Source organism: Candidatus Microthrix parvicella Bio17-1 (assembly GCF_000299415.1).
GTDB classification, from domain to species: Bacteria; Actinomycetota; Acidimicrobiia; order Acidimicrobiales; family Microtrichaceae; genus Microthrix; species Microthrix parvicella.
The window spans coordinates 1,012,241-1,033,496 of sequence record NZ_AMPG01000001.1 but is presented as its reverse complement, the minus strand read 5'-3'; the positions used below and the strand labels follow the sequence as shown (position 1 = coordinate 1,033,496).

The 21,256-nt window shown below is 66.5% G+C and carries 20 protein-coding genes; 5 read left to right on the top strand and 15 right to left on the bottom strand.

Annotation, left to right across the window (positions count from 1 at the left end; genetic code table 11):
• Positions 1 to 292: 292 nt before the first annotated feature.
• Positions 293 to 736 (top strand): DUF4177 domain-containing protein, encoded by a 444-nt coding sequence (locus tag MPARV_RS0105035; protein ID WP_020377469.1) that lies wholly within the window; start codon positions 293 to 295, stop codon positions 734 to 736.
• Here MPARV_RS0105035 and MPARV_RS0105030 read toward each other — a convergent pair.
• From MPARV_RS0105030 to MPARV_RS0105010, 5 genes are all read right to left on the bottom strand, one after another.
• Positions 687 to 1,478 carry a nitroreductase family protein gene (locus tag MPARV_RS0105030; protein WP_020377468.1) on the bottom strand — a complete coding sequence of 264 codons (792 nt, stop codon included), beginning with the start codon at positions 1,476 to 1,478 and terminating at the stop codon, positions 687 to 689. The genes MPARV_RS0105035 and MPARV_RS0105030 overlap by 50 nt on opposite strands.
• The gene (locus tag MPARV_RS0105025; RefSeq protein WP_020377467.1) at positions 1,471 to 2,472 is read right to left on the bottom strand and encodes a patatin-like phospholipase family protein; all 1,002 of its coding nucleotides are present in this window, start codon (positions 2,470 to 2,472) and stop codon (positions 1,471 to 1,473) included. The genes MPARV_RS0105030 and MPARV_RS0105025 overlap by 8 nt, the downstream gene beginning before the upstream one ends.
• Positions 2,469 to 3,503, bottom strand: a complete 1,035-nt coding sequence (locus MPARV_RS0105020; protein ID WP_012224496.1) for a patatin-like phospholipase family protein — start codon at positions 3,501 to 3,503, stop codon at positions 2,469 to 2,471. Before MPARV_RS0105020 ends, MPARV_RS0105025 begins: the two co-directional genes overlap by 4 nt.
• Positions 3,504 to 3,637: 134 nt before the next feature.
• Positions 3,638 to 4,780: an ice-binding family protein gene (locus tag MPARV_RS0105015; protein ID WP_040055360.1), complete on the bottom strand. Its 1,143-nt coding sequence runs from the start codon at positions 4,778 to 4,780 to the stop codon at positions 3,638 to 3,640.
• A gap of 143 nt (positions 4,781 to 4,923) precedes the next feature.
• Positions 4,924 to 5,703 (bottom strand): enoyl-CoA hydratase/isomerase family protein, encoded by a 780-nt coding sequence (locus MPARV_RS0105010; RefSeq protein WP_020377466.1) that lies wholly within the window; start codon positions 5,701 to 5,703, stop codon positions 4,924 to 4,926.
• 134 nt (positions 5,704 to 5,837) lie between these two features.
• Between MPARV_RS0105010 and MPARV_RS0105005 the strand changes: the two genes are divergently transcribed.
• Entirely contained in the window at positions 5,838 to 7,373 is a 1,536-nt protein-coding gene (locus MPARV_RS0105005) for a flavin-containing monooxygenase (RefSeq protein ID WP_020377465.1), read from the top strand.
• Between the two features lie 4 nt (positions 7,374 to 7,377).
• Here MPARV_RS0105005 and MPARV_RS0105000 read toward each other — a convergent pair whose 3' ends face one another.
• The 3 genes from MPARV_RS0105000 to MPARV_RS0104990 form a co-directional block, all read right to left on the bottom strand.
• Positions 7,378 to 9,795: a CHAT domain-containing protein gene (locus tag MPARV_RS0105000; RefSeq protein WP_020377464.1), complete on the bottom strand. Its 2,418-nt coding sequence runs from the start codon at positions 9,793 to 9,795 to the stop codon at positions 7,378 to 7,380.
• A 29-nt stretch (positions 9,796 to 9,824) separates the two neighbouring features.
• On the bottom strand, positions 9,825 to 10,340 hold the full coding sequence (locus tag MPARV_RS0104995) for a hypothetical protein (RefSeq protein WP_012224506.1): 516 nt from the start codon (positions 10,338 to 10,340) through the stop codon (positions 9,825 to 9,827).
• 90 nt (positions 10,341 to 10,430) lie between these two features.
• Positions 10,431 to 11,108: an NAD(P)H-binding protein gene (locus tag MPARV_RS0104990; protein WP_051011934.1), complete on the bottom strand. Its 678-nt coding sequence runs from the start codon at positions 11,106 to 11,108 to the stop codon at positions 10,431 to 10,433.
• Positions 11,109 to 11,250: 142 nt separating this feature from the next.
• Here MPARV_RS0104990 and MPARV_RS20830 point away from each other — a divergent pair, with 142 nt between their 5' ends.
• Positions 11,251 to 11,748, top strand: a complete 498-nt coding sequence (locus MPARV_RS20830; RefSeq protein WP_012224511.1) for a nuclear transport factor 2 family protein — start codon at positions 11,251 to 11,253, stop codon at positions 11,746 to 11,748.
• A 25-nt stretch (positions 11,749 to 11,773) separates the two neighbouring features.
• Here the strand turns inward: MPARV_RS20830 and MPARV_RS22245 are convergent, their stop codons facing one another.
• On the bottom strand, positions 11,774 to 12,397 hold the full coding sequence (locus tag MPARV_RS22245) for a hypothetical protein (protein ID WP_020377462.1): 624 nt from the start codon (positions 12,395 to 12,397) through the stop codon (positions 11,774 to 11,776).
• A 2-nt stretch (positions 12,398 to 12,399) separates the two neighbouring features.
• Entirely contained in the window at positions 12,400 to 13,869 is a 1,470-nt protein-coding gene (locus tag MPARV_RS0104975; protein ID WP_157789463.1) for a hypothetical protein, read from the bottom strand.
• Between the two features lie 94 nt (positions 13,870 to 13,963).
• On the opposite strand from MPARV_RS0104975, the gene MPARV_RS0104970 reads away from it, so the two are divergent.
• Positions 13,964 to 14,785, top strand: a complete 822-nt coding sequence (locus tag MPARV_RS0104970) for a DsbA family oxidoreductase (RefSeq protein WP_012224517.1) — start codon at positions 13,964 to 13,966, stop codon at positions 14,783 to 14,785.
• 134 nt (positions 14,786 to 14,919) lie between these two features.
• Here the strand turns inward: MPARV_RS0104970 and MPARV_RS0104965 are convergent, their stop codons facing one another.
• The 5 genes from MPARV_RS0104965 to MPARV_RS0104945 all read right to left on the bottom strand — a co-directional run bounded on the left by MPARV_RS0104965 (position 14,920) and on the right by MPARV_RS0104945 (position 20,522).
• Entirely contained in the window at positions 14,920 to 16,179 is a 1,260-nt protein-coding gene (locus MPARV_RS0104965) for a cytochrome P450 (RefSeq protein WP_031277295.1), read from the bottom strand.
• Positions 16,176 to 17,480 carry an amidohydrolase family protein gene (locus tag MPARV_RS0104960; RefSeq protein ID WP_020377458.1) on the bottom strand — a complete coding sequence of 435 codons (1,305 nt, stop codon included), beginning with the start codon at positions 17,478 to 17,480 and terminating at the stop codon, positions 16,176 to 16,178. Before MPARV_RS0104960 ends, MPARV_RS0104965 begins: the two co-directional genes overlap by 4 nt.
• Before the next feature lies 1 nt (position 17,481).
• Positions 17,482 to 18,354, bottom strand: coding sequence for an SDR family NAD(P)-dependent oxidoreductase (locus MPARV_RS0104955; protein ID WP_012224522.1), 873 nt, complete (start codon positions 18,352 to 18,354; stop codon positions 17,482 to 17,484).
• Between the two features lie 6 nt (positions 18,355 to 18,360).
• Positions 18,361 to 19,176, bottom strand: coding sequence for an acetoacetate decarboxylase family protein (locus MPARV_RS0104950; protein ID WP_020377457.1), 816 nt, complete (start codon positions 19,174 to 19,176; stop codon positions 18,361 to 18,363).
• A 65-nt stretch (positions 19,177 to 19,241) separates the two neighbouring features.
• Positions 19,242 to 20,522: an amidohydrolase family protein gene (locus MPARV_RS0104945; protein ID WP_020377456.1), complete on the bottom strand. Its 1,281-nt coding sequence runs from the start codon at positions 20,520 to 20,522 to the stop codon at positions 19,242 to 19,244.
• A 158-nt stretch (positions 20,523 to 20,680) separates the two neighbouring features.
• On the opposite strand from MPARV_RS0104945, the gene MPARV_RS0104940 reads away from it, so the two are divergent.
• Entirely contained in the window at positions 20,681 to 21,214 is a 534-nt protein-coding gene (locus MPARV_RS0104940) for a hypothetical protein (protein ID WP_020377455.1), read from the top strand.
• Positions 21,215 to 21,256 lie beyond the last annotated feature (42 nt).

Genomic DNA, 21,256 nt, shown 5'->3' with positions numbered 1-21,256 from the left:
GAGATGGTTCGGTCGACCCAGTATTGCCCGGCGGACCAACCGCCAATGGATGTGAGGGGTTGTCCAGATGACGGATCCGAACGCGTGGACACATCAGGAGGCCGCACCACCATGGGAACAGGAGCCGGCTCCGGCGGTGTGGGCCGGGCAGCCCCCTCAGCGCGCTCCTCAACAGCAGGACCCCCAGGAGGGACCTGTCGGAGGGCAGCCCTCACACGGCGTCGCCCCTGCTGGTGCATCCTCCTGGCTACCTGAGAGCCCCGGGACTGTCGAGCCTAGTTCGATAAACCAGATGCTGTGGGAATACAAGGTGATCAGCGCCACCTTCGGTGGCAAGCTTGAAACTGAACTGAACACCTGGGGCGCCATCGGTTGGGAGGTCGTTTCGATCGCTGGAATGGGCGGCACGGTCACCGTGACGGGCAACAAGATCTTTGTTGTGCTCAAGCGTCGCAGCCTGCGACACGAGGAAGCCGCCGCGGTGGCCACCGAATACCTCCAGACGCTTCGAAACCACTACGGCCCGGCCGTCTTCGACCAGCTCGCAAACAAGCACGGTAACGAACTGATGATGCGGGGTGCTCGTGCGCTCATCTCGTCGGGTAAGCAAGCGAACAATCCGCTCGGTGTGCTGGACCAGAGCTGCGCGCTGATGGCGAACGGCAAGCATTCGAAGGACGATCAGGTTATAGAGGTGGTGTGGTACAGCGCAGAGGGTCAGCCTTTTCCTCGCTGATCGACGCGGCTGAAGGTCGAAGCGGACCAGAACCTGTGAACCGCGTGTTGGGTGGGTCGTGGGCCCAGGGTGCTGGCCGGTCCCAGGCGTCGTCGAAGACCAGTTCCTCGATGGGACGGCGCCGCACCGGGCCGTGTCGTCCGGCTGGGCGGCCCAGCGTGAGCGTGGCCGAGATCCCCACCTCCGCCGGAATACCGAGCAGTTCACGAAGTTCGTCCTCGACGTAGGCATGCCACATCGTCATCACCCCGCCATAGCCCATGGCCCGGGCGGCCAGCAGCAGGTTCTGGCAGGCCGGGTACACCGAGGCTCCCTCCGTGGGGGTGGGATCGCGGTGACGCACCAGGCAGGCCAGGATGACCACCGGGATGGACTCGAAGTGGTCGACGAAGTGCTGCATCGTGTCGGCCATTCGTGCCTTCGGGGTGTCGGTTGTGGCGCCGCTGCCGGCGTCGTAGCCGTCCCGGCGCCGCTTCTCGGCCCACAGGGCGCGAAAGCTCTTGCCCAGCAGCGCTTTGGCCTGGGTGGCCAGCGGCCCATCGCGGAGGATCAGGAATCGGAACGGTTGGCGGTTGCTTCCCGACGGTGCCCGGGTGGCGTGCCACACGATGGTGGCCAGGTCCTCCTCGGCCACTGGCTCGTCGGTGTAGCGGCGGATCGCCCGGGTCGTGGCCAGACCCTGGAGGAGACCAAGCGAAGCCTGATCGGGGGCAGAATCCGAGGCCGGGCGATCGTCAGTCATCGCTGCGGATGCGCTCCGCCGCTACCGCGCCTCCATCGGGCACTACGCCCTCCTCCGGCACTGCGCTGGAACCGACTTCGCTGTCGGAACCGACTCCGCTGTCGGAGCCGTCGGGCCTCGTCGGCACACGATGTTGATGCAGCAGGTTTGGTTTGTCTTGGACGGTGCGGAGGTAGCCGCGGGATGCCGAGTAGGCGCCGCTGATCAGCTCGGTTGTGTGATCCAGTTCCAGGCTGGAGAACCTTGCCCGGGGTGGTCCGGGTAGGTAGAGCACCGCGACGTCTGCGGGGATGAAGGGCAACGCTGCGCGGGCCTGGCTGTTCTGAGTGAGGGAGACGGACCACTCCATGATCTGAAGCAGATTGGTTGGCCGGGGCGCCGGTTGTCCGGGGAAGGTGCAATCGAGCAGCACCAGGCTCTTGGCCCCCATCCTCAGAGCTTGCCCAATCGGCAGCTTGGCAACCAGCCCGCCGTCGTAGAGCAGTCGCCCGTCCCGCTCGATGGCGGGAAGAAACCCGGGGAGGGCGGCGCTCGCCAACAACGCAGACTTTGCGGGCCCGGTGGTCAGCTCCACTGCGGCGCCGCTGTCGACGTCGGTGGCCATGGCGGTGAACGGCACCACCAGGTCCTCCAGGTTGTCGACGGGAAGGTGCTCGTCGATGAACTGGGCCAACCCGTCGTTGGAGTACAGGTGCGTTTTGTCGATGCGCAGTGTACGAAGTGACTGCCAGGGCGACCCGGGGAAGATCTGCTGCTTGGTGATCGTTGGCCAGATGTGGGACAGCCGGGTGGCGCCACCCGTCGGATCGCTGGCGAGAAATGCTCCGTTGAGCGCGCCGACCGAGGTGCCGACGATGAGATCGGGCGAGATGCTGTGCTCCGAGAGCGCCTGCAACATGCCCACCTGGGTGGCACCCAGGCTGGCGCCGCCGCCCATCACAAACGCGACCGGGCCGGGGAGGTGCAGCGTTGCACCCGGAGGGTCGGTGGTCACAGGTCGTCGCCCGCCCGGTTGGGCGCTCCGGTGCCCTTGTCGGCTTTGCGGGGACCCTTGCCGGACCTGCGTGAGCTTCTGTCGAACTTGGTGGAACCCTCGGATGGGTCGGAATCGGTGGAGAGCGTGGGATCGTCCACATCCGGAGGTATCGGGTCGGCCCGGTAGAGCCGGGGTGCGTCCACGTGAACGTTGGTGAGGAACGTCCGGGAGGCCTGGTACGCGGCCGCCATCAGCTCGACGGACGAGTCGAAGTCGAGTGGTGAAACGGTGCCTTTGGGAGCGGCGGGGAGGGACAGCACCGGCAGCGTCTCCGAGATGTAGGGCAGGTCGGCGGTCGTCTGGCTTCGCAGCATCAGCCGGACGGTCCATTCCAACACCCCCGACATGCTGTCGGGGTAAGGGTCGCGTTGGCCGGGGGCGTTGCAGTCCAACAACACCAGCGAAGCGGCGTTCATCTTCAAGGCCTGGCGGATTGGCAGGTTGGCGACCAACCCGCCGTCGTACAACAGCCGACCGTCGCGTTCGACTGGCGGAAAGATCACCGGGATCGCCGTGCTCGCCAGCAGGGCCGAACGAAGATCACCGGTATCGAGGGCGACGCTGAGGCGGGTGTCCACATCGGTCGCCATGGCCACAAACGGCACTTCAAGTTCCTCGAACGTGTTGGCCGGAATGTGTTTGTTGATGAACTCGCTCAGCTCATCGTTGGGAAACAGGTAGGTCTTCGAGGTGCGCAGCGTGCGAACCGACTTCCAGGCTGAGCCGGGAAAGAACGTCTCGCGGCTGAAACCCGGCCACAGGTGGGACAGCTGGTTGGCGCCACCGAACGGATCGGCGGCCAGGAAGGCGCCGTTGAGTGCGCCGGCCGAAGTGCCGATGATCATGTCCGGTGTCACGCCGTGCTCGTTCAGCGCTTGCAGCATGCCTACCTGGGATGCGCCCAGGCTGCCACCGCCACCCATCACGAAGGCGATGGGACGGGGCAGGTCCAGGCCGGTGCGGTCGATCCTTTGTGGTCGTTCACTCACCTTTGGATTGTGTCACCTCGGCGTCGTCACACGGGTGCTCAACGTCGGGCTTGCGAATCTCGTGCGCACTGTTGGTAGCTGGGTCCGTCACACGAGACCCCGCTGTGTCGGTTCCTGCACCGGAAGGGCTTCTGTTAGTGGGTCTTGCTGGCCCGACGGCGGGAGAGGGCGATGATTGCGGCTCCCATGAGGAGCGAGATGGTGCCCGCCACTGTGGCCGGCAGCGCTGAAGTCCCGGTCTGAGCGAGTGGCGTCGAGGCCGACTGTCCCGTGCCCAGGCTGCCGTAGGGGGAACCAGGGCTCGACGACGATGTCCCCGACGTCACTCCGCCGCTGAAGGCTCCGGTGGGTGTGCCTCCGGTGGGTGTGCCTCCGGTGGGTGTGCCTCCGGTGGGTGTGCCTCCGGTGGGTGTGCCTCCGGTGGGTGTGCCTCCGGTGGGTGTCGTGGACGTCGTGGACGTCGTGGTGTCATCAACCTCAGTGGTTGTCGTTGCGCCGGTGGTGGTGGTGGTGGCGCCGGTGGTGGTGGTGGCACTGGTGGTTGTCGTGGGCAGCGTCACATCGGCACAATCGGGCCGTGTGATCACGTTGTTGTCAAGAGTCACGGCACCGTTGCGAGCGAGCAGACTTCCCACGACGGTGGCGCCCGTGTTGGCGGTGATGGAGGTGAGAGCCAGGATCGTTCCCTGAAGCGAGGTCCCGGTACCAAGCGTGGCGGAGGAACCGACCTGCCAGAACACGTTGCAGGGGTTGGCGCCGCCGATGAAGGCGACAGCGCTGTTGGTGGCGGTAATCATTGTGCTGTCCGACTGGATGACGAAGACGGCGTCGGGGTCGCCTTCGGCGTCGAGGGTGACGGTTCCGGTGATTTCAAGCGTCGCTCCGGTGTACACGCCCGGTAGCAGGATGGTGCCCCCGAGCTCTGCGGCCACTGAGGTGGCAGGCGTTCGTCCGGCGGCGTCGTTGTAGGCGGTGACGAGATCGATCTGGGCCTGGAGGGCTTCAGCGCCAGCGGCGTGCTGGACGCCGTTGACGGTTCCCGGCGGAAACCCGGTGATCGAGAAGCCAGGACTGACGCCGACGTCCCCGTTGATGACCGATGAGCCGGTGTTGGTCACCGCCGATCCGGCGAGAACGGCGTAGCTCTCGGCCGTACCAAGGCCAACCGGAGCCTCGGCTGCACCGGCTGGGCGCACCACCACCAAGAAGGCAGCGACGCACACGGTGGCAAGCAGACCAATCAAAACAGTGGGCAGCTGACGAGATCGCAAGTTCATGGCATAACTTTCGAAAGGCGCGTCCCAAATCGCTGGAGTTCCCCAATTCCCCCGAGCGGGTACTCAGGAACTCAAGGTACCACCGATCGGATGGAATCGCGCCCAAAAAGTTGGGCAGCAGACCGTTTGTCAGCCGCTTGCTGTCAGTCCTTGGATCGCGAGGCCAGGTAGCCGGCCGCCGCGCCGCGTGCCTCCGGGTCGGCGAGAGCCACCGCCAGGTGCGCAGAGGCCGCCCACCCCGATCTGGTGGTCAGCAGGTCCTCGGCCGCCTCGTGAACCTGACGTTTGGTCATGCGCAGCAGCGAGACCGGCTTGGCCGCCAATGACGCCGCCAGCTCGTCGGTCTCAGCGCGCAGCCGATCGAGTGGCACCACTCGGTTGATCATCCCCAGGCGCTGCGCCTCGATTGCGTCGAACGGACGGCACGTCATGACCAACTCCCTGGTGGACGCTGCGCCCACCTCGCGGACCAAACGCGGGATGCCGCCCCAGGCCAGAGGAATGCCCAGATCGATCTCGGGGATGGCAAACCGGGTGTTGTCGGCGGCGATGCGCAGGTCGCAACCAACCGCCAGCAGGATTCCTCCGCCGACGCAGTGCCCGTGGATGGCTGCGATGGTGATGGCATCCATGGCCTCGACCGCGTCGACCATCAGGTAACCAAGGTCGACGTCCGGTGCCTCGTCGGAACCCCGGGTGAGTTCCCGCAGATCGAAACCGGCCGAGAACGCCCGATCACCGGCAGAGGTGATGACGACCACCCGGGCGCCCTCATCGTCGAACCAGCGCGCGGCCTTGGCGATTTCGGTCAGCGCGTCGGACCCCAGCGGGTTCAGCTGGTCAGGCTGGTTGAGCGTCAGCCGGCCGATGCCGCCGGACAACTCGACGGTGAGCGTGGAGAAGGTTGCACCTGAAGATGTCATGGGGCGATCCTCCCAGAACCGTGTCGTCAGCGTGCGCCAAAGTGGCGGTTCGCCTGGCGGGCCCGGACGAGAATGAGAAGGCGCCCGGCCGCGCGTAGCCTGGCCGCCAGCTTGAGCACGAGGGGGACAACCAGATGACCACACCCGAGCACTTCGACGTGGTGGTGGTGGGCGCCGGCATCTCCGGCATCGGCGCCGCCCATCACCTGGGAGCGATGAGCCCCGACCGTAGCTACGTGATCCTTGAGGGCCGCGACGACCTGGGCGGCACGTGGGACCTGTTTCGCTACCCGGGGGTGCGCTCCGACTCCGACATGCACACCCTCGGATACAGCTTCAAGCCGTGGAGGGCAGAGAGGTCGATCGCGGACGGCCCATCGATCCTCGAATACCTCAACGAGACGGTCGACGAGTACCAGATTCGTGGTCAGATCAGGTTCCGAACGCTGGTCGAGCGCGCCGAATGGTCAAGCGAGGATGCCCGGTGGACAGTCACCACACGACGCCGGCTGAACCCGGGCAACGAGGTGCCCGGCGACGATGGGCCCGGTCCGACCGAGGCGGTCACCTACACCTGCAGCTTCCTCTTCATGTGTTCGGGCTATTACAGCTACAAAATCGGCCACACACCCGAGTTCCCCGGGCGGGACCGCTTCGAGGGCGACGTGGTGCATCCGCAGTTCTGGCCTGAGGACCTTGACTATTCGGGCAAGCGGGTGGTGATCATCGGTTCGGGGGCCACCGCAGTCACGCTGGTGCCGTCGATGGCCGGCACTGCCGAGCAGGTCACGATGTTGCAACGCTCACCCACCTACGTCATCAGCCGACCGGCCAAGGATGCGCTGGCCAACAACCTGCGCAAGTGGCTACCCGAACGGATGGCCTACGACATCACCCGTTGGAAGAACACGCGCCTTCAGGAGTTGCTGTATCGCAGGACCCGCACCAATCCGGGGCAGGTGAAAGCCACGCTCCTCAAGTTGGTGCGCAAGGAACTGGGGCCGGACTACGACGTCGACACCCATTTCACGCCCAGCTACGACCCGTGGGATCAGCGCCTGTGCCTGATCCCCGACAGTGACATGTTTCGGGCGATCCGCTCTGGTGCCGCGGAGGTGGTGACCGACCATATCGACACGTTCACCGAGTTCGGCATTCTTCTGAAGTCAGGCCGCCACCTGGACGCCGATGTCATCGTGACCGCCACCGGGCTGGAACTGGTGACCCTGGGCGAGGTCGACTTCGTGGTCGACGGCGAGCCGGTCGATTTCGCCGACACCTGGACCTACAAGGGCCTGGCCTACTCGGACGTGCCCAACCTGGTGTCGTCGTTTGGCTACGTCAACGCGTCGTGGACCCTTCGGGCCGACCTCACGTGTGCCTATGTATGCCGCTTGCTGAATCACCTGCGCAATACCGGCGCTGAGGTCGCCACGCCTCGCCTGCGGGCATCGGACGCCGACATGCCTGCCCGTCCTTGGATCGACGGCTTTTCGGCCGGCTACATCCAGCGCATGCTCCCGTTTCTACCCAAGCAGGGCGACCGGGAACCGTGGCTGAACACCCAGCGTTACTCCGAGGACAAGGCGCTGATTGCGACGGCGCCCATCGACGACGGGGTGATGACGTTCTCCGCGGCTTGCGTGTCCGCGGGAGCCGCAGCCTCGTAGGCGGTTACGCGACGCCGACCAGTGTGTGACACGCCCAGTCCTCGGGCGGTGCTCCAGATTCGCGCAGCTCCAGCTGAGCGCTGCGCAACGCCGCACCCGGGCCAATCGTCGGATCCCGAAGTTGGGCCAGGTACCCGAGCGCGATCGCATGTGCAGGGGTCGGATCGACCGCGGCGGTGGTGATGCAGGCCGACATCGCTCCACCGCGTAGGAGCCCGGTCCAGAACCCTCCCGGGAGATCGGTCCGTCCTCGGGGCATCACGCCCGAGTAGCAGGCGTTGAGCATCATCGTCCGAGCCACAGGATGCGCTGTTGACGCCAACATGCGGCCGTCCAGGCGAGCCTTCCCGGCCAACTCGATCGAGGCCGCCGCCAGCACGTCGGCGTTGTCGCTCACCTCGCCGTGGGCGATGAGGTAGGCCACATCGTGGTCACCGAGCGCGTCGAGTACCACGTGCGGTTTGGCTGCGTCATCGATCAGCAGCGTGGACCGCAGCCACCCCAGATCAGCGACCTCCACTGCAGATGCGGCCAACGGCCCGAACCCCTGCTCCTCACCGACCCCGATGGCCAGCGCAGTGTCCACCGCCAGGTCGCTGCCTCTGGGCGATGACACCAACCACCCGATACTGGGCACGAGGCTGACGCTGAGGGCATCGCTCAGCATCCGGCCGTCGGCCAACGGCAGCGCTGCCCAAGGCAACGACCACATCGAGCCGTCGGCGATCACGTACAGGTGCGATGCCCCGCTCACCGCCTCGGTGAGGATCTCGCCGAGGAGTGCCCCAACGGTTTCGAGCGAGGCGAACAGCTGAGCCCTGGCTGCGATGGCGGCGGCGGTTCCCGCCAACTGCGGAATCAGGCTGTTGATCGGCGTTGGAGTTTCGACGCGGTGGGAGCGACAGCGTCCACTTGGGTCGGTCAGCGTGACGATCAGCCGATGGCCAAGGTCGGTGCAGGTCATCATCGAGGCTTGATCGGTCCGCAGCCGTTCAGCGAGCTGTCGGCTCAGGTCGATGCCGTCGAGGGCATCCAGCGCATCGGCCTTCCCGATGCCAGTCGCATACGCCTTGCCGATCTCAATCCAGCGCCGGGTGACATCCCCATCGTTCAACAGTGTCGCCTGGTTGGCTGCTCCTTCCGTGAGGGTTTGGACCTGGTCGAATCGCAGGGTCCATCCGTCGGCATCGGCGTCTGCGACCATGTCTCTCAGCGCAGCCCGGCAGTCCTCAAGTGCCAAAAGGGCACCACGCGGGTCCTCGTCCACCGATTCCACTGCCGCCCGGTAGTTGGCGGCCGTCATGCGATCGATCGGTGTAGCCGCCAGCTTCGTCAGGTCGACCACCAACAAACGGGCCTCGTCGGCCCGGCCTTCAGTGAGTAGCCCCAGGATCCGAGCCCCCAGGAGCGCAGCGTGGGTGTCCGGCCGGTCCTGTTGGCTGAGATGCCGGGTGGTCTCCTCAACTTCGGCATCGATGCGTCCACGGAGTGCGCCCGACACGCTGGGTGCCAAGGCCGCGAGGTCGACTGCGGCGTCGGTCTGCCAGTCATTGCTGCCGGACCGCCTGGCCAGCTCCAGTGCTTCGAGCATCTTGGCCGCAGCCAGCTCGTGTCCGCCCTCGATCACATCGGCGTTCTCGGAGAGAAACCGTCCGACCTCCAGCAGAACCCTCCATCGTGAGGCCGTGACGGCACCGTCGCGTTCCATGGCCAACAACGCAAACCGGTAGGCCGCCTGGGCACCGCCGACGTCGCCGAGACTGCTCAGGTGACGGGCCCGTGCCAGCGCAGCGTCGCTGCGAATCGTGGGGGCGGTGGCGGCGGTCAGTTCGTCCCAAGGGGTGCGCTGTTCGTGCAGCGTTGCGTTCAGCTGTTGTCGCCACCCATCTGCCCAAGGCTCATCGCTGTGATGATCGGTGGTTGCCAGCGCCCGCGTGAGCAGCTCGACCTGTGTGTTTCGGTCGCCGTCGGTCATCGCCATAGAGGCCTGAAACGCCAGCGTGCTGACCATGCTTTCAAGCTGACCGGCTGTGGCGTGGAGGGCGACGGCGCGGGTCATCAGCGTCTGTGCCTGACAGGAGTTGTGGGCCCGGTGCTCGAGGCGGGCCAACGTTCCGAGCGCGTACGCCATGGCTCCGGGATCATCGTCTGGGGTGGTGGCGATGACGGAGTCGATGACCTGGCGGGTTTGGGCGTCGGGAACCCCAACCTCGATCGCCACCTCGGCCCAGAGTTGCTGCAGGCCGGGGTCGGCAGCACCCGACCGGGCGGACAACTTGATGGCCCGGTCGAACAGGGCCAGGGCGCCGGGCAGGTCGGTGCCGACGAGCTCATTGGCCTCGATGGCCACGTCCCACGCCTCCTGATCGGATGCATCGCTGCGGGCGCTCGCCCCGCCGAAGTCTTTGTTCGCAGCGTCCATATCGAAGCCGGCCTGCTGGGAGCCGAGACTCAGCCCAGCAGGCCCGTCAACTTGGATTTGACGAAGGCTTCGACCCCTTCGATCAGCTCCTTGGGATCACGGGTTTCCAGGCTGAACTCGGTGGACGTTGAGGTTGCGCCGTCGGCCGCCTTGGCCGTGGATCGCTTCAGCTCCAGCTTCTTATAGCTGGCCATCAGAAACACGATGGCCCCGATGATGAGGGGGATGGGGGCCAGGTGCGCCTCTTCGGCCGCCGACACCGAGTCGTGAACCACGCCCTGCAACTCGGGAATCGCTTCCAGCTCGATCAGAATTGCACGGGCTGCGGCTCCTCGCAACGGGTCGTTGGCGTTGTCGACGACCTCGGCCCTGAACTGTTCGACGTCGCCATCGGCCTCAAACCCAACCTCGCCCACGACCATCTCCGCCTCGGCATTGGACGGGCGTCCGCCCACCCACAGCGACGCCGGTGCCCGGTCCCAAAATTCCAGCAGAGCCCGTTGGGCGCCAGCATCGCTGAGTGCCTCGATGTTGCTTGAATCCATGTCGCATCTCCCCCTGTCGCGGCCGTCGGTGGTGCCGACCAATTTCGACCCTACCAATTCAAAACGCGCGTAGGGGAGGGTTTTACCGGGTCAAACCTGCCGCCGGATCTCGGGGACCGATGCACCGACGCTGCGGACCGCATCGACGATGGGCATGGACCCGGCGGTCAACTGAACGGTGGCCATCAGCGGGGGAGCATCGACCAGGAGCGACTTGATCACGGCGGCCACATCCGCCCGGGCGATGGCGTCGCCGGCTGCATCGGGCGAGAGCGTGACCGTGCCGACGGGGTCGTCGTCGGTCAGCGTCGTGGGTCGCACGATGCTGTATCCGAGAGCGCTGGACCGCAGTGCAGCATCCGCCCTGCCTTTGGCGCGAAGGTAGGCATCGAACACCTCGTCACCCTCGTGGTCGGCGTTGGCACCCATCGAGCTCACCATCACGTAGTGATTGACGTTTCGGCGCTCGGCCGCATCGATCAGTGACACGGCAGCCCGATGGTCAACGGCCTCCTTGCGGTCAGCCCCGCTGCCCGGTCCGGCACCTGCGGCGAACACCACACCATCGGCATCACCCATCGCCTCCGACAGCTGTTCGACGGTCGTGCCCTCAAGGTCGATCAGGACCGGTGTGCCTCCGACCGCCTCAATGTCGCCGAACTGATCGGCTTTGCGCACCAGGGACGTCACATGGTGGCCATCCTCGGTGAGGAGTCGGGTGAGTTGCCGGGCAATGGTTCCGTGTCCGCCGGCGATCGAGATCCTCATCGATGACTCCAAGGTGGTTGGTGCGACCGTGCGGCCGCCCCTGCAGATTCCCATTGTCGAGCAGATGAAACCTCAACGACGCTCCCACGGTTCGATCGCAGCGTCGCGTCGAGTCGGGACCGAGCCACCGTAGGGTGCTGGGATGAGGCGTTCGACGACCGACGACGTGGTGGCTCTCGGCCAACTCAACGCAGCCTACGCCGATGTGATCACCCGTCGTGCCTTCAACGAGTTGGGCGAACTGCTGCTGCCTGACTGCGTGGTGCATCTGGACCTGGTGTCCGCTCCGGCCCGAGACCTGGTTGGCCCAGAGGCGCTTGCCGGGATGCTGAGGTCGGCGCTGGAGCGCTTCGATCACTTCATGTTGGTGATCCGAAACAGTGTGGTTGAGGCGGACGTTGACGAAAGTGGGGTGGTCGAGCGGGCCACGGGCCGCATGTTCATCAGCGAGATCCGCCACGATCGCTCGACTGGCGCATGGGAGGAGACTCACGGAATGTACGAGGACGACTACCTGCGGGTCGACGGGCGTTGGTGGTTCGCCGAGCGGCACTATCGATCGCTGGCCCGCAATGCGAACGGCGCTGTGGTGCTGGGCCTACCCGAACGGCTTCGGCACGCGAGCCGACCCGGTCGCTGACAGCGGCCCTGACGGAGATCGTTGTCTAGTCGGAACCTTCAGGTTCTGGCGGAGGCGTAGGGGCCGGGGTCGGCAGACGGGTCGTGGGTGGGCTCGGCAACGTTGTCTGTGGCACCCGTGCCCCTCGTGACGCCAACACCTGCAGATCGACCCGGCTGGCGAAGGGCTCCATGATGTCGCGCAGTTGAGCGCTTACCGCCTCATTGCCGGTCAGACAATTGTCCACGTCGAGGTCAACCCGGTCGCTGGAGCCGTCGTTGATGGTGAACTCAACCCCGGTTCCGCCGGCGCATCCCTCGCTGGATCGTTCAGGCTGCGGGAGCTGGGCCAACTGGCCCCCCAGACCGTGGACGAACTTTGCCCAGTCATCGCTTGGCAGCGGCTTGGTCACGTCGTGCAGCACGTCACCATACGAATCGACCACCACGTGCACCTGCCCCTCGCTGACCGTCAGCACGTAACTGCGGTGGTACTCGGGTGGCACCGACGAATCGCGAAAGCGAAGCGTCACCGTGGTGGTCGCCGGATCGAGGCCGGAGAGCCCGGCGGTGCTGATTCCAGAACCGCAGGCGACGAGGGAAGGGAGAAGGAGCGTGATGAGGAGCCAGGCGGAGGCGGAGGTCCTCCGGCCGATCGGTTGTCGCTGCATGATTACTCAGACGACCCATCGGCCGGACGAGTTCCCGACTCGTTGGCATCACCCACTTCGTCCCCGAACCCAAGGTTTCCCCCGAACTCTTCGGCGAGGTGTTCCAGACCATCGCTGAGCGCCTGCCCCCATACCTTCGCCGGGTCGATGCCCGGCTGAACGTGCGCATCGAGGCGGGCCAGGGCTTCCACGGTCACCGATTCGGGCCATCCCTTCAGCCGGTGGCAATAACGGATCCAAGCCTCCACCACCTGTCTGAACCGGTCATGCTCCGCCCCGTCATCGGGAGCGTCGTCTGATGACGTCGTGCGTTGGTGGTACCAGTCGAGGAACGCAGCGGCCACGGCGGGACTCCAGCGATGAACGTCGCCATCGGACCGCTGCTCGACGTAGTCGAACAGCGGCTCGCAGCGCTCTCGCACCTCGACGGGCGCAACGCCATTGAGCACCGACCGCTCAGGGGAGTTCAGGAACGACGACACCAGCTCATCCCGTTCGGCCTCCGACGTTGACGATGGTTCCTCGGGTCCCGCCACGGGGAGGCGGTTGAGTAGGAGGCCGGCGAGTGGCGCCAGGCTGTCGTGGCCGGGCTGCACCGGCACGTCCGCGTGCTCAGAGGCAACCAAGAGCCCCAGCTTCAAGTCCCGCAGTGTTGCTGCCAGGTCGGCCTCGTCAAGGAACCTGATGACGTCGGCCAGGTAGGGCCGACCGTCGGGTCCCGCCGGGTGCCCGGTTCCGGGCGTGTACACCTCGGTGAACTCGTCAAGGGTGGACACCACCAGGTCGTTGACGAAGGGACCCTCGGTGATGATGAGGCTGCCCCACAGCACGCGCCGCTCCCAGCCGCCGGGCCAGTCCAACTCGACACCCAGGTTGACGCTGTCGCCCAGCAGGTCGCCTGCCCGCCACGCTCCGATCGGCTGTCCACTCCAGATGGCATCCGCCCACTGCGGCACGGGTGCCCGGTCGCCTGCCCGTTCAGCCGCTGATCGAGCCGCCACCCGTGCCGCATCGTCCAAGAACGGGTCGAGTGCCCGCAGACAGTCGAGGTAGTCCGCATGAGGCCGTGCCCGCTGGGCCTCAGCCTCGGCCAGCAACCTGGCGGCCACGCCGAGCATCTCGAGGGCGCGCGCCCGATTGGCGGCGCTCGGAGAACCGTCGGCGGGCTCGTCGCCCTGTTCGGATGCGGCGATGGCCAGGATGGCGACGAACTCCGACGCCAACTGCTCAACGTCGGCCGGGTGGCCGTCACGCAGCGACCCGATCGCGCCCGCCATGGCGGAGAACACGTCGCGCACCTCGGGCTGCGGGCCCGGAGCCGCGGCGTTGGCCGGCCAACCGGAACTCAACTCCTCGTCACCGAGCCCGAACGGGGCGAACCCCGCACCGGGTCGCGTCACCGGCTTTTTCGACGTTGACGGGGTGACACGACCACCCTGCCGCTTCTTGTTGGCTTTGCGCTTCCGAGACATGGCGTCATTCTCGCAGCGATGCGGGACCGCGCCGCAGGCGTGGCGTTCCTTCGAGTTGGCCGTCGGTAGGTTGACCGGCAGAGGGGGCCACCACATGACCGAAGCTCTGCCATCCAACCGGATACCAACCAACGCTGCTCCAGCGGGCACTCAGACGTCGAGCGGGCCGAGCCCGACGAGGGTCGACTTCCACTTCGATGTGCTGTGCCCCTACGCCTACCAGACGTCCAAGTGGATTCGTTCGGTGCGCGACCAACTGGGCATCACGATCGACTGGCGGTTCTTCAGCCTGGAGGAGATCAACCGGGTGGAGGGTAGGAAGCACCCGTGGGAGCGCGAGTGGAGTTACGGCTGGTCGATCATGCGCATCGGGGCGCTGCTGCGCCGACGAAGCAACGACGACCTTGACCGTTGGTACGAGCGAACCGGTCGAGCGCTTCATGAGGAGGGCCAACGTCCCCACGACCCGGCGGTGGCCCGCCACCTGCTGGCGGAGCTCGGACTTGAGCCGGGCATGGTCGATGAGGCGCTCGCCGATCCGTCCACCAACGACGAGGTACGGGCCGACCACGATCGGGTGGTTGGTTCCGGTGGATACGGCGTGCCAACCCTGTTTTTCGACGACGCCGGGTTGGGCGAGCGCTGCCTGTTTGGCCCGGTACTGATCAACCCACCCACGGGTGAGGCCGCCGTGCGGCTGTGGCACGCCGTGACCGCCTGGTGCGAGTTTCCCGACGTCTTCGAGCTACAACAACCCAAAACCACCGCCGACGAGGTGCGCATCGCCGAGACCTTCAAGCCTTACCTGGAGGCCCGCGATTGGGTCAGCATCAACCGGGGCAAGGTGATCGGCTTCACCGAGGATGGGTTCACCGCCGAACGCAACGCGGACGGGTCTGCCCTCAGCGCTGGTTGACCCCACAGCGATCGCACCCGCGGTCGAACTGGGTGCGATCACTGAGGCCCGTCCCACAGCGATCGCACCCAGATGGGGCATGGGTGTCATCGCTGCGGGACGACGTGACGGCGGGGACCTCCCCGGTACAGAGTTCAGCGTGGAGCGATGGTGGCCCGAACCGGCAGCGAAGTGAGGCCGCGCAGAAACATGCGGGTGGCCGCCACCGGTTGGCCGGTGACCTCCAAACCGTCGAGCCGATCGAGGATGGCGGTGAAGGCCACCTCGGCCTGAAGCCTGGCCAAATGCGAGCCCAAACAGGCGTGGGGCCCGGCGCCAAACTGAAGGTGCTTGGAGGCGTTGGCCCGGTCGACCCGAACCTGCTCGGAGTCGTCGCCCCAGAACCGGGGGTCGCGGTTGGCTGATGCCAGGCCTGCGTAAGCGACGGCTCCGGCGGGCAACTCCACCCCTCCGAGCGTGGTGGGCCGGGTGGTGATGCGGCGGGTGAACTGGTTGGGTCCGTCGTAGCGCAACAGCTCTGAGATGGCGTTGAGCAGCAGCGAGCGGTCGTTGCGAAGCATCTCCATCTGGTCGGGGTGGCGGGTGAGTGCCAGCGTGCCGTTGCCGATCAGTACCGAGGTGGGCTCGTGCCCTGCCATGTACAGGGTGACCAGCTGGCTCATCAGGTCGAGATCGTTCAGCCGTTGCCCGTCGATCTCGGCATGCACCAGGTGCGACATCAGGTCATTGGCCGGTTCGGCGCGCTTCAGGGCGGCCTGGTGGGCGAGGTACTCATACATCTCGTCGAGTGCGACGATTGACTCGTAGCGCTCGTCGGCCGGGAGGACCGGGTCGACCGAGCGGGCCACGCATTGTGTCCAGCGACGGAACTTGGGTTGATCCTCACCGGGCACGCCCAGCATCTCGGAGAAGATCTCGACCGGTAATGGGTACGCAAAGTCCTCGACCAGGTCGAAGTCGACCGGCCCAGCGGTTCCCCCGGACGTGCGGCCACGGTCTGCAAGCTCGTCGAGCGCGGTGTGCATGCGCTCGTGAACCCGTCCCCGCAACCGCTCGATGGCGGCCACACGAAACGGTTTGGCCATCAGCTTGCGGGTTCGGGCGTGATCGGGGTCGTCCATCATCACGATGGTGCGGGCGGCACGGGGTTGCTCGGCGAGACGCTCGATCTCGATCTTGGTGACCGAGGTTGGCGTGGCGCTGTGGACCGATGACGAGATGGTGGGATCGCGGAGCAGGGCGGCCACGTCGTCGTAGCGGGTGACGACCCAGCCGCACAGCAGATCGGAGTACTGCACCGGGTCGTTGTCGCGCAGGTTGGCATACAGCTCGTAGGGCGACTCGGTGAACGACGGGTCGAACGGGTTGAACTGTGGCGCCACAGCGACCGTCATGAGGCCGGAGCCGCCCTGGGCCACGTCTCGATGCCGGTCCGCCACGGCCGGCCCGCCCGCTTGGCGTCCGCCCACTTGGCTTCGATGTCGGCCTGGCTCTGCGGGCCGCGCTGGCCCAGCTGGGTTGGGGTCGGCCCAAACTCGTTGGCCAACGGGCGGAGGGCCTCGACGTCGAAGTCGTACATGTCGGCGGCGTTGCCACCGAGCATTGCGGCGGTCTCGTCGTCGGGGATGTCCCGGAACACGTCGGCGAGGAACTCGGCGGTGTGGGGCCAGGTGCCCTCGGGATGAGGGAAGTCGTTGCCCCACAGGATGTTGCCCACGCCGATCTCGTAGCGGCGGGCCATCTCCACCCGCAGCGTGTTGGAGGCACCGATGAAGCAGTTGCGATCGAAGTACTCACTCGGCCGCATCGACATATCGCTGGTGAGCTGCTCCCCCAGCTTCTGGCTGCCGTGGTCGCGCTCGTACACCAGGTCCATGCGCCACAGCAGGTCGTTGACCCAGAAGGCGCCGCACTCGGTGACCCCGAAGCGCAGGTCGGGGAACCGCTCGAACGCGCCCGACCAGATGAGGAACCAGAGGGGTCGACCAGACCAGAACCGCACCTCGGTGGTGTAGATCCCGATGTGGGGCCCGTACGAGGCCTTGTCTGCCGGGCCGGAATGCACGTGCACCGGCAGCCCCAGCTCGGAACAGACCGCCCAGATCGGGTCGTACTTTGCGTGGTGGTAGGGATCGTGAGGCTGCCACATCGGCGGGATGAGGATGCCGCCCCACAGGCCGGATGCGTGGGCACGACGGATCTCGGCGACCGACTCGTCCACCCCGGCGATGATCGGCACCACCGCGATGCCGGCACGACGCTTGGGGCTGGTGGCGCACAGTTCGGCCAGCCAACGGTTGTGTGCGGTGGCCCCGGCCAGCAGCAACTCGGGTGGGGTGTCCGATCCGGATCCCAGGCCTGCACCGAACGGTGCCGAGGCGCCCGACGTCACCGAGTCGGCGTCGGGGAAGATGACCTCACCCACCACCCCGTCGGCCGAAAGCTCCTTGTCCCGCCGCTCGCCGTCCCAGCCGCCCCGCAGGCCCTCTTCGTTCTCGGCGTTCCACTCCTCGGCGAAGTCGGTGTTGAGGAACCCCTGTGCGGCCATCTCCTGCTGCCGGGTGCGGGCGATGATCGACTCGTCGAAGGCTTCACGAACGTCCGGGTCGAGCCACTCCCGGTACTGCTCGTTGGGCAGTCCGGCGTGGCAGTCGGCCGAGATGACCAGGTACGGATCGTCGGTGGGTTGGGTCACGTCAGGCCTCCATGTAGGTGGGTTGGGAACGGGCCAACATCGAGTCGGCCCGGGTGCGGATGCGTTGGTCGATCCGCTCGCTCTCGGGGAGGATCCAGAACCTGTTTGCCCGGATGGCGTCGAAGGTGGCCTCGGCGACGAACTCCACCGGCGTGTACGTGAGGTCGACGCCCGCCGCCAACATGGCGGCCTCGAACGACGCAATGGTGGTGTAGGGGGTTGTGCGGGGCGTGTCGTTGGCCCACGCGTCGGGTCGGTGGCCCGACGACTCCAGCAGGCCGGTCTTCAACACGTTGGGACCGGGGTACAGCACCGACACGCCGATGTTGGCGTCGATTGAGTGCAACTGGCCGTAGAGCACCTCGGTGAAGGCGGTGACCGCGGCCTTGGACGTGGCGTAAACGGCGGTGTTGGGGAGGGGGGCGATGCCGCCGTTGCCCGACGAGGTGTTGACGATGTGGCCCGGCTCGCCGCCCTCCAACATGGCGGGCACGAACGCCTTGACCCCATGGATCATGCCCCACAGGTTGACGTTGAGGCCCCAGCCCCAGTCGTTCAGCGTGTGCTCCCACATCTTTCCCTCCGCCCCGGCGCCCACGCCGGCGTTGTTGCACAGCACGTGCACGGCGCCGAAGTGGCTGTAGGCAGCGTCGCGTAGGGCCTCGACCGACGCGAGATCGCCAACGTCGGTGGGCAGGCCGATGGCCCTGGCACCCTGCCCGGCGAGCTTGGCGACCGTGGTGGCGACGCGATCCTCGGCCAGGTCTGCGATCACCACCGACATGCCCGCGGTGGCGAAGCGCTCGGCCATGGCCGCCCCGACGCCGCCTGCGCCACCGGTGATGACGGCAACCCGGTCGGTGAACTGCTTCACTCCGACCTACTTCCGGGTGTCCACTGGGGACACGTCGTCATAACGTTGGTGCGCGTAGGGGAGGACGTCGGCCGCGGGCACCCGCTCCACCAGACGGCCCGCCTGTTGGCTCCGCCGCTCGGACAGCGTGGCGGTCACCGGTCCGAGGATCGGGATGTCGGCCACCGGATCGAAGCGCGACTCGCGCAGGGTGAGGGCAACGTTGGCGGCCCGATGGCTGCGGGTCTCGGTCTCGCGGGTGCAGTACACCAGCCACGGGTCGTCATCGAAGCCTGCGCCGCCCGGGTCGCGGAGGAACTTCAGGTAGTAGTCCAAACGTTCCCCGGACGGGGGTGGGTCCAACTCGTCGCCCAACGTGCCGTCAAGCTCGATGATGCCCACCCCCATCCTGGTGACCAGCCCGCGGACGGCGCTCCCTGATGATTGCTCCGGCACGGTCTCCAGCGTGATGTCCGCAAGCTTCTTGGGTTCTCCGAAGGTTTCGCGGCCGCCGATGACGGCCTGCTCGGTGGTCATCGGCATCAGCAAGGGGTAGTAGCCCTCGGTGTCCCGGTGGCGGGCCGCCACTGCGAAGGTGCCTGCCCCAAACGGAGCTCGTCCTCCACCCAGGTCCACCCTCGAGATGCTTACCTTCACCATTGGTTCGGCGGGCGGCTCGAGCGGAGGGGGCAGGACGGCGGCGATCACCTCGGGATCGGTGAGGAAGGTGGCGGTCAGCGACGTGGACCAGGCCCCGATCTTGGTGGCGGCAACCTCCCGGTTGGGTACCTTGCCGTCGGTGGTGTCGGCAACCGGCCGTGGCCCGTATCTCAATTGACTCATGTGATCCCCCCGGATGCTGGAGCGTGTCGAAGTGTCGAAGTCGAAGTGTGGATGTGGCCGGCGGGCTACCCGCCCAGAAACCTGGCCGATGCGAAGGCCGGGCAGCGCAGCGAATCGTCGGGAATGTCCTCGACGCCAAGGGGCTGGGCCACCTCAGCGACGGTCGGTCCAAATCTGGCCGCCAGCGGCGCCAGTGCATCAAGGTCGAAGCCGTAGACCCGGGCTGCGTTGCCGCCCACCATGGCCCGAACCTCGTCGGTGGGTACGCCCGCAAAGGCCAGGCGGAGGTGTTGGTGGGAGTACGGCCAACACCCCTCGAGATGTGGAAAGTCGCTGCCCCACATGATGCGCCCGACGCCTACCTGGTCGCGTAGGGGCACCTCTGCTGCCCGAATGAAGCTGGAACCCAGCTGGCACTGGCGGGCCCAGTATTCCGACGGCTTCAGCGACAGCGCACCCATCGCCCCGCCGAACTTGGACTCCTGCGACCCCGCTGCGGCACCGGCGCCGCTGAGACGGTGGTGGTAGTAGTCCAACCGCCCAATCTCCTCCGGTAGCCAGGCGGTGCCCTGCTCGGTGAACACGAACTGCAGGTTGGGGTGCCGCTCCATCACGCCGGAGAAGATGAGGTGCCACAGCGTGCGGTGCGCCCACCACACCACCTCGAGCAGAAACATGGCCTGTGCGGCCGGATAGTCGCCGTAGTCGGGGGCGGCGCTGCCGCTGTGATGGTTGATCGGGAGGCCGAGCTCCTCACACACCGACCAGATCGGTTCGTACTCCGGGGCATAGAGCGGTGGCACATCCGATCCGGGAGGGGCTCCGGGAAGTAGCACCCCACCTGTGAGGCCCGCTTCGGCCGCCCAGCGGATCTCGCTGACCGATCCCTCGACGTCGTGCAACATGATCTGGCAGATGCCCGCCCGGCGCCCGGGGGCATCGCCGCAGAAGTCGGCCAGCCAGCGATTGTGGGCGCGAAGGCCGGCCCAACGACGCTCGAGATCGCCGTCGGACGCTCCCGGCGGCTGATGCATCAGCGACGTCTTGGGAAAAAATGGAGGAATGGTGTTGGGGAACACGACCTCGGCCACCACCCCGTCGGCCTCCAGTTCGGCCAGGCGGCGGTTCGAGTTCCAGTTGCGTTCGGCGTCGTCACCCTCGATGTCGGGGTAGGGGTTTTCGAAGGACGTGCGCCACGCATCGAAATCGTCGTGGTACCTGGGCTCCAGGTACGGCCGGTAGTCGACAATGTTGGCCCCGCCGTGACAATCGGCCGAGATGACGACGTAGTTCGGCTCGATGGTTGCAGGCGCTTGGTCGGCCGATGCAGCCGCAGGTTGTGCCATAGGTTCGCTCCCCCCGAAGCCTTGCTGAAATCGCCGCTGGTGGCACCGCCGTCGGAACCTACCAGCATCTGACGCTCCGTCAGGTGGAAGTCGGGTTGGTTCCGCCCCACCAGATGTGGCTTCGGCATGGCGGCGCCGGCACTCATAGCCTCCGGGAGATGGAGTTGCTGAGGGTCGAGTTGTCAGGGGTGGCTGCGCAGGCGGAAACCGCAACGGGGTCGGACCCCTACGAGCGGGGGGTGTTGGGTATCTCGGTCGACTCGAAGCGGATCGAGGGTACCGACCACACGGTCATGCAGGTGATGTTCGACGACGATCGCCCGGGCTTCGATGCTCGGACGCTCGAATGCCCGCTCGTGGCCGAGATCAGATCGCCGGCAGGTGACCTCATCACCCGCGAACTGTTTGATCACGATGCGTTCCGACAACGGCTACGGGTGGACCGGGACACCGGCGACAACGACCTGCGCGGTGTGCTGCTGCTGACCGCTGGAGAGCTCCCGCCCGCCTACCTGCGTTTCGCATTCCTCGACACCCCACTGGCTCGCATCGGAGGGTGCACCCTGGTGGTCGCTCGATCGGAGCGTGTCGATCTGGTCGCATCCATCGAGCAGGGGTACGGCGACGGATCGCTCACCGACGAGGAGTATCAAGGTCTGATGACGGGGATCGACCAGCGCCACCCGGCGTAATGGGACAACCAAACTCCGGCGTCAATGAAGCAGGCGCGAGCC